General features: G+C 76.2%; 6 protein-coding genes. 4 read left to right on the forward strand and 2 right to left on the reverse strand.

The annotated features are described in order from the left end of the window. Positions 1-921 precede the first annotated feature (921 nt). The gene (locus RIF68_RS19505; protein ID WP_309052562.1) at positions 922-2,358 is read left to right on the forward strand and encodes a polysaccharide lyase 6 family protein; all 1,437 of its coding nucleotides are present in this window, start codon (positions 922-924) and stop codon (positions 2,356-2,358) included. A 75-nt stretch (positions 2,359-2,433) separates the two neighbouring features. Then, the gene (locus RIF68_RS19510) at positions 2,434-2,763 is read left to right on the forward strand and encodes a hypothetical protein (protein ID WP_309052563.1); all 330 of its coding nucleotides are present in this window, start codon (positions 2,434-2,436) and stop codon (positions 2,761-2,763) included. Between the two features lie 10 nt (positions 2,764-2,773). Here the strand turns inward: RIF68_RS19510 and RIF68_RS19515 are convergent, their stop codons facing one another. Beyond that, positions 2,774-3,505 carry a DUF2470 domain-containing protein gene (locus tag RIF68_RS19515; RefSeq protein ID WP_309052564.1) on the reverse strand — a complete coding sequence of 244 codons (732 nt, stop codon included), beginning with the start codon at positions 3,503-3,505 and terminating at the stop codon, positions 2,774-2,776. Between the two features lie 120 nt (positions 3,506-3,625). On the opposite strand from RIF68_RS19515, the gene RIF68_RS19520 reads away from it, so the two are divergent. Next, the gene (locus RIF68_RS19520; protein ID WP_309052565.1) at positions 3,626-4,639 is read left to right on the forward strand and encodes a LysR family transcriptional regulator; all 1,014 of its coding nucleotides are present in this window, start codon (positions 3,626-3,628) and stop codon (positions 4,637-4,639) included. A 366-nt stretch (positions 4,640-5,005) separates the two neighbouring features. Further along, positions 5,006-6,379, forward strand: coding sequence for a carbohydrate-binding protein (locus RIF68_RS19525; protein ID WP_309052566.1), 1,374 nt, complete (start codon positions 5,006-5,008; stop codon positions 6,377-6,379). Between the two features lie 94 nt (positions 6,380-6,473). Here RIF68_RS19525 and RIF68_RS19530 read toward each other — a convergent pair. Further along, on the reverse strand, positions 6,474-7,852 hold a 1,379-nt coding region (locus RIF68_RS19530; RefSeq protein ID WP_309052567.1), incomplete at its 5' end, for a GH1 family beta-glucosidase.

Raw genomic sequence — 7,852 nt, forward strand, 5'->3', positions numbered from 1 at the left:
GGGCCGCCGGACCCGGCCGGGGACTCGCCGGACACCGCCCGGACCGGCACCGGCGGCCCGGCCCGGCCGGCGGGCGCGCCGGAGGCCTCGCCGGGCGTCGCGGCGGTCTGCTCCATCGTCCTGCCTCCTCGGGCGCTGTACGGCGGACGGTGCCGGTCCGGGCGCGGCCCTCGACCCCGGAGCGGGCAGGAGAACCGTACCGGCCGTCCCGGGCGGGCCGCCCGGGCGTCCACGCCTCGGCCCCGGTGGCCCCGGCCCCGGGCCGTACGTCCCCTTCGGCGCCCGGCCCCGGCCTTACCCCGGCGCCATCGCCCGCCGGGCCCGCCGATCCCGCTGCCCGGGTCGAGGTCCCGGCTTGTCGGGACCGTCCGAACGGGCCCGCCGCGGCGGGGGCGTGGCGCGTGGCGGAGGGCCCGGCTGGGCCGCGCACCGGTCGGGGTCCGCGTCGCACAACCGCCCCGCGAGCGGGGCCGGCAGGTCGAACAACCCCTCCACGTCCGGGACGCACGCGGCCGGTTCGGCCTCCCGCGCCGACCACGGCCGGGCAGAAGGTCAGGGCGCCGCGCCTCCGCGACAGCCGGTGGCAGCGGGGCCCGCGCCACGGCGGCGCCGGGCCCCGGCCGCCGTGCAGGTCCCGATCCCTGCCGCGGGCACCCGTCGACGTACCACCGGCCCGTCCTGCCGCCGTCCGAACGCGGGCCCCCTCGGTGTACGGCGGTCCCCTCACCGTCCCGGCGGCGCGCGGGACCGCGGGCCAGGCGTCCCGCGCCCGGGCGGCCGGCCACGGGCGAGGCCGGCGGTCCGTCCGCCGCCGGGCGTTAGCCGTTCGTGAGCGGGACGGCAGGACCGGGCGGAAAGCTGGGGGACGCGCCGCACGACGGGACCGCGTGCGCGCATTCGCCGATCACGGGAGAACGCATCATGCGACGACGCACGCTTCTGAAGGGCACGCTGCTGGGCGCGGCGTTCGCCGCCGTACCCGCCGCCGTGGGAGGGGCGGCGTCCGCGGCCTTCGCCGCCGAGCGCGTGGTCCCCGTGGCCTCGCTCGCCGAACTCCAGCTCGCGATCGACCGCGCGCTGCCCGGCGACCGGATCGCCCTGGCCGACGGCACCTACACCCTGCCCTCGGACGGCATCAGCTTCGCGGGGAAGCGCGGCACCAGCAGCGCCCCCATCACCGTCGTCGCCGCCTCGCGGGGCGGCGCGGTGCTCCAGGGCACGCGCGGCTTCGTCTTCGACGACTCCAGCGACATCACCATCAGCGGCTTCGCCCTGCGGCAGAGCACCTCGATGGTGATCCCCGTCGGCAGCACCCGCATCCGGCTGACCCGCAACGACCTGCGGTTCGCCGACCTCGCCGGCCTGGACTGGGTGATCGTCCAGGGCGACGACGTCAAGATCGACCGCAACCACTTCCACCACAAGACCACCGAGGGCATCTTCCTCCGTGTCGACGGGCCGGGCACGACGGGCATGGCGCAGCGGCTCCACGTCCTGCGCAACCACTTCTCCGACCACAGCTTCGCCGGGGCCAACGGCGGCGAGCCCATCCGCCTCGGCGTCAGTTCCCGCGCCCTCACGCCGGCCCACGCCCTCGTCGAGTACAACCTCTTCGAGCGGTGCGACGGCGACCCGGAGACGGTCTCGGTCAAGTCCTCGGACAACACGGTCCGTTACAACACCGTCCGCGACAGCCTCGGCGGCATCGTCCTGCGCCACGGCAACCGGACGACCGTGGCGGGCAACCACCTCGTCGACGGCCACGACGGCATCCGCGTCTACGGCAACGACCACCTGATCGTCAACAACTACGTCGCGGGGCTCACCGGCAAGGCCCTGGTGATCGGCAGCGGCACCACGCGCGACCACCACGAGGGCGAGACCACCGAGGAGCGGCGTGGCAACGACGCCTGCGACCGCGCGGTCGTCGCGCACAACACGCTGTGGGGCAACACCCGCACGCTGCTCGGCGAGACGAGGGACCACGAGCCCCGTGACGTGGTCGTCGCCGACAACCTGCTGGTGGGCGACGCGGGCACGCTCGTCGCGATGGGCGCGACCGGAGGTTTCCGGTGGAGCGGCAACATCCTGTGGGGCGCCGCCGCCAACGGCAACGTGCCGGCGGGTGGCTTCGTCCGCACCGACCCGCGCCTCCAGCGGGGTGCCGACGGGGTGTACCGCCTGACGGCGGGCAGCCCCGCGATCGGCGCGGCGACCCTCGCGAGCCCGGCCGTCACCGAGGACCTCGACGGCCACCCCCGTGGCGCCGCCCGGGACGTGGGCGCCGACCAGTACACGACCGCCGCCCCGCTCCGTTCACCCCTCACCACGGCGGACGTCGGCCCGAACGCCTCCTGAGCGGGCACCCCGGGTTCGCCGGGGCTTCGCTCGCGGCTCCCCCGCCGCGCGCCCGTTTCGGCCTAACCTCGGCATGTGACGGAGAACGAGATCAAGCTGAAGGCCATCGCCGCGCTCACGGCCCTGCGTTCCGACGTGGACGAACGCATCGCCTCGGACCTGCTCGGGGAGGTCATTCCCGAGCAGTTCGAGGTACGGACGGGGGCGACGGCCGAGGAAGCGGGCTTCGCCGTGCTCGCCCAGCTCTCCGAGCCGTTGAGCGCGCTGGTCAACGGCTTCATCCTGGCCTTCGAGACGGTGGCCGACGCGTACGACGGCACGGGCGCCGAGCCGAGGACGGAGGCGATCCTCCAGGAACTGGCGCTGCGCCTGGCGGGCGACGACTTCCAGGAGGAGGGTCCCTGACGCCCCCGCCTCACTCGGGGCGGGGGCCGAGCGGCAGGGGGGCGAGGCCGTGGAAGGCGCGCTCGGCCGCCGCGATCAGGCCGTGCACGCGGTCGCCCACCTGGGCGGGCCCGTACGCGGGGGCGGTGAAGGGGAGCCGGACGTCGTCGTGCCCGGTGGCGCGCTCCACCCGCAGGGTGAGGCCGTGGCGGTCCACGGCGGCGGGCCGGACGGCGGTCGCGCCCCGGAGCAGGGCCGGGTCCAGCAGCCCGGCGAGGAGCTCCACCACGTCGCCGTGGCCGTCGACCAGGTGGGTGAGCATTCCCGCCTCGTACGGGGCCAGGGCGTCCGGCCGGGCACGGGCCAGTTCGTCCAGGCCGACCGTGACGGTGCCGCGGGCCGTCTCCAGGGAGACATGGGCCGTGTCCAGGCGCAGGTCGGTGTCCCGTGCCCCGGGAGTGAGCCGGCCGGCGAAGGTGACCCGGGCGCGCACCCGGTCGCGCAGCGCGACGGGGGCCACGTCGGTGAACTCGAGCAGGGCGGAGAGGACCCCGCAGGGCGCGGTGGCGACCTCGGCGGTCAGCGGGCAGTCCGCGGGGACGTGCAGGAGGAGGCGGCCGTCCTCGCCGACGGTGTGCAGGCCGGCGCCGAGGAGCACGTAGTCGCGGGTGCCGGTGACCACGGTGAGGGAGTCGGCGGCGGCCACGACCGTGCGGACGCGCTCCGCGTCCGTCGGCTCGGTCGAGGAAGGATCGGAGACCATCGGGAAACCCCCTGATCGGTTAGGTAAGGCTCACCTAACTTACCCTAGGGGTTCCCTGAGGGCTTTCCAAGCCCCTTCCTTGGTATGGACCTATCCGGGGGAGAGCGGCAAGCTCTCCGCATGGACTTGGAGTTGCGACACCTCAAGACGATCCGGGCCATCGCGGACGCCGGCAGTCTCACCCGCGCCGCGACGGTCCTGGGCCTCGCGCAGCCCGCCCTCAGCGCCCAGCTCAAGCGCATCGAGCGGGCCCTCGGCGGGACGCTGTTCGAGCGGGGCCGGGACGGCGTACGCGCCACCGCCCTCGGGGACCTCGTCCTCGACCGGGCCCGGGTCGTCCTGCCCGCCGTGTGCGAACTCCAGGAGGAAGCCGTCCGCTTCGCCCGGCAGGGCACCGGCGGATACCGGCTCGGCGGCACCCACGGCCCGCTCCTCGGCGGCCTCGTGGACCGGCTCGCCCGCACCGAACCCGGCGCCCAGGTCACCACGTACACCTCCTGGTCGGAGCGGGAGATCGCCCGCGGGGTCGCCGCCGGACGGCTCGACTTCGCCCTCGTCGGGGTCTGCGGCGAGAGCGGACCACCCGAGGCGGGGCGGCTCGCGTGGACCGAGGTCGCCCGAGACCCCGTGCACGTCATGCTGGCCGCCGACCACCCGCTCGCGGGGCGCGCGGAGATCGAACTCGCCGAACTGGCCGCGGAGGCGTGGAGCGACGTACCCGGCGACGGCTGCTTCGGCGACTGCTTCGCCGCCGCCTGCGTCCGCGCCGGCTTCACCCCCGCCTGCGTCTACGAGACGGACACCGCCTCCTGCGTCCACCTGGTCCAGGTGGGCCGCGCCGTCGGTCTGTGCCGCGCCACCTTCCCCGCCACCCCCGGCCTGGTGATCCGCCCGCTCGCCGGGACCCCGCTCGTCTGGCGGCACCTCCTCGGCTGGCACCCCGAGGGCCGGGCGGCCAGCCGCGCCGCCGCCGTCCTCGCCCACGCCCGGGCCGCCCACACCGACGCGCTGACCCGCAGCGCCGCCCACACCCCCGCGCCGGCCGTGCCCCACGCCGCCGCCGTCCCCGTACGGGCGTCCGGTGCTGTGCGGGCGTCAGGAACCGTGCGGGACCAGGCCGTGTCCGGAACGTAGCGGCGTCCGCCCCCCGGGGCAGGGCCCGCGCCGTCCGGTGCCCGGGGTCTCCCCGGACCGGCGGCGCCCAGGGGAGGAGCGCGAGGCGGAGGGTCGCCCTCGTACGGGCCGTACCCGGGTGAGCCCGACGACGCCGGGGACACCAAGGGCCACGGGGGAGGACCTGCGGGCGCGTCGGGGCACCTCCCGGGCGAAGCTCCGGGGGAGTCGCGGGCCAGGCGCGGCGTCACGGACACCGCCCAGGACGTCCCCGGCGTGCCGGCGGTGGCCATAACGCCATGGCAGGGGCCGACCGGCAGCTCCCGCCGTCTCCCCGGGATTCCTACGGTGGCCGCAGATCCCCACCGCAACCCGAGGAGAGCCCCCATGCTCCGACGACACGCCCGCACGGCGTGTACCGTGCTGGCCGCCGCCGGTCTCGCGCTCGCCGGCCTCCAGGCCGGCTCCGCCACCGCCGTCGCCCGGCCCGAAGCCCCGTCCGTCTCCAGCGGCGCCACCGCCGGCGCGGCCCGGACGCTCGGCGCCGACGCGGCCCCGCCCGAACTGCTGCGCGCCATGGAACGCGACCTGGGCCTCACCCGCACCCAGGCGCTGTCCCGCCTCGCCCACGAGGCCGAGGCCGGCGCCACCGCCGCGCGCCTCCGGCAGAGCCTGGGCTCCGCCTTCGCCGGCGCCTGGGTCGACGGCCCCGAGGCGCGCACGCTCACCGTCGCCACCACCCGCGCCGCCGACGCCGCCGCGATACGGGCCGCGGGCGCCACCGTGCGCGTCGTCCCCCACGGCCTCGCCGTCCTGGACCGCGCCAAGGCCGCCCTGGACCGGGCCGCCACCGCCGACGCGCCGGTCCGCTACGTCGACGTCCGCGCCAACGTCCTCGTCGTCGAGGAGGCCCGCGCCGGAGCCGGCGACCGGCTCCTCGCCGCCACCGGCGTCCCCCGCGACCTCGTCCGCGTGGTCCGCACCGCCGAGGCGCCCCGCCCGCTCTACGACATCCGGGGCGGCGACGCCTACCACATGGGCGGCGGAGGCCGCTGCTCGGTCGGCTTCGCCGTCACCCGCGGCACCACCCAGGGCTTCGCCACCGCCGGTCACTGCGGCCGCACCGGCACCAGCACCAGCGGCTACAACCAGGTCGCCCAGGGCACCTTCCAGGCCTCGGTGTTCCCCGGCAACGACATGGCCTGGGTCGCCGCCAACTCCAGCTGGACCGCCACTCCGTACGTCAAGGGCGCGGGCGGCGCCCACGCGCAGGTGACCGGCTCCGTGCTCCAGCCCGTGGGCTCCTCCGTCTGCCGATCCGGCTCCACGACCGGCTGGCACTGCGGCACCATCCAGCAGCACAACACCAGCGTCACCTACCCCGAGGGCACCATCAGCGGGGTGACCCGGACGACCGTGTGCGCGGAGCCCGGCGACTCCGGCGGCTCGTACATCTCCGGCAGTCAGGCCCAGGGCGTGACCTCCGGCGGCTCGGGCAACTGCTCCACCGGCGGCACCACCTTCTTCCAGCCGCTCAACCCGATCCTCCAGAACTACGGCCTCACCCTGAAGACCACCGGCGCGGACCCCGGCCCCGGTCCGGGCGAACCGCAGCCCGGCGGCACCTGGGCGGTCGGCAAGGTGTACAAGGCCGGTGACGTCGTCACCTACGGCGGCGGCACCTACCGCTGCCTCCAGGGCCACCAGGCCCAGACCGGCTGGGAGCCGCCGGCCACCCCGGCGCTCTGGCAGCGCGCCTGACCATCCGCCCCGCGCCCCGTGCCGGGAGCCCCACGGGTGGCGGGCTCCCGGCACGGGGCCACTCCCGCGCGGGCCGGACACGTGTCCGGCGCCGTCACGGGGTGTCGAGGCCGCCCCGCGCGATGACCTCCCCGTACCAGCGGGCGCTGTCCTTGGGCGTGCGGCGCTGGGTGGCGAAGTCCACGTGGACGATGCCGAACCGCTTGCTGTAGCCGTACGCCCACTCGAAGTTGTCCAGGAGCGACCAGAGGAAGTAGCCCCGGACGTCCGCCCCGTCGGCGAGCGCGCGGTGCACCGCGGCCAGGTGGGCGTGCAGATAGGCCACCCGCTCCGGGTCCTTCACCCGGCCGGAGGGGTCGGCGTAGTCGTCGTACGCGGCCCCGTTCTCGGTGATGACCAGCGGGACCCCCGGCAGCTCGTCCCGCAGCCGCAGCAGCAGCCCGTGCAGGCCGTCCGCGTCGACGGGCCAGTCCATGGCCGTCCGGGGCCCGGGCACCGTCTCGAACCGCACGTGCCGCTCCGCGCCCGCCCACGGCGACGGGGAGTCGGAGGTGCCGGCCCCGACGAGCGAGGGCGCGTAGTAGTTGATGCCGAGGGAGTCGAGCGGCGCGGAGACCGCCGCCAGGTCGCCGTCCGCGACGAAGCTCCAGTCGGTGACCGCCGAGGTGTCCCGCACCAGGTCCTCAGGGAGCCGGCCGTGGAAGACCGGGTCCAGGAAGATCCGGTTGCCGACCGCGTCGATCCTGCGGGCCGCGTCCACGTCCTCGGGGGCCTGCGAACAGGGCCGTACGGCGTGCAGGTTCAGGGTCAGGGAGACCTCCGCCGTCGCCGGGACCGCCTTCCGCAGCACCCGGGCCGCCAGCCCGTGCGCCAGGTTGAGGTGGTGGGCGGCGCGCAGCGAGGCCTCGGCGCTGGTGCGGCCCGGCGCGTGCACCCCGTTGCCGTACCCGAGGAAGGCGGCGCACCAGGGCTCGTTGAGCGTCGTCCAGGTCGCCACCCGGTCGCCGAGGGCCTCCGCGACGAGGCCGGCGTACTCGGCGAAGCGGTACGCGGTCTCCCGGTGCGGCCAGCCGCCCGCGTCCTCCAGTTCCTGCGGCAGGTCCCAGTGGTAGAGCGTGGCCACGGGACGGATGCCGGCCTCCAGGAGTCCGTCGACCAGCCGCCGGTAGAAGTCCAGGCCCGTGCGCACGGCGGGTCCGCGACCGGTGGGCTGGACGCGCGGCCAGGCGACGGAGAAGCGGTAGTCGGTCACCCCGATCCGCCGCATCAGGGCGATGTCCTCGTCGACCCGGTGGTAGTGGTCGGCGGCGATGTCACCGGTGTCGCCGTTGCGTACCTTTCCCGGCGTGCGGCTGAACGTGTCCCAGATGGACGGCGTGCGGCCGCCCTCGGAGGCGGCGCCCTCGATCTGGTAGGCGGCCGTGGCCGTGCCCCAGCGGAAGCCGGGCGGGAAGCGGAGGGCGGGGGCGGTCG

Origin of the sequence: Streptomyces sp., from assembly GCF_031178505.1 — a bacterium.
Classification (GTDB): Bacteria; Actinomycetota; Actinomycetes; order Streptomycetales; family Streptomycetaceae; genus Streptomyces; species Streptomyces gulbargensis.

Bases quoted from the DNA above. Each gene is read 5' to 3' on its own strand.
- RIF68_RS19505 (WP_309052562.1), top strand. From the start codon at position 922: ATGCGACGACGCACGCTTCTGAAGGGCACGCTGCTGGGCGCGGCGTTC.
- RIF68_RS19515 (WP_309052564.1), bottom strand. From the start codon at position 3,505: ATGGTCTCCGATCCTTCCTCGACCGAGCCGACGGACGCGGAGCGCGTC.
- RIF68_RS19520 (WP_309052565.1), top strand. From the start codon at position 3,626: ATGGACTTGGAGTTGCGACACCTCAAGACGATCCGGGCCATCGCGGAC.
- RIF68_RS19525 (WP_309052566.1), top strand. From the start codon at position 5,006: ATGCTCCGACGACACGCCCGCACGGCGTGTACCGTGCTGGCCGCCGCC.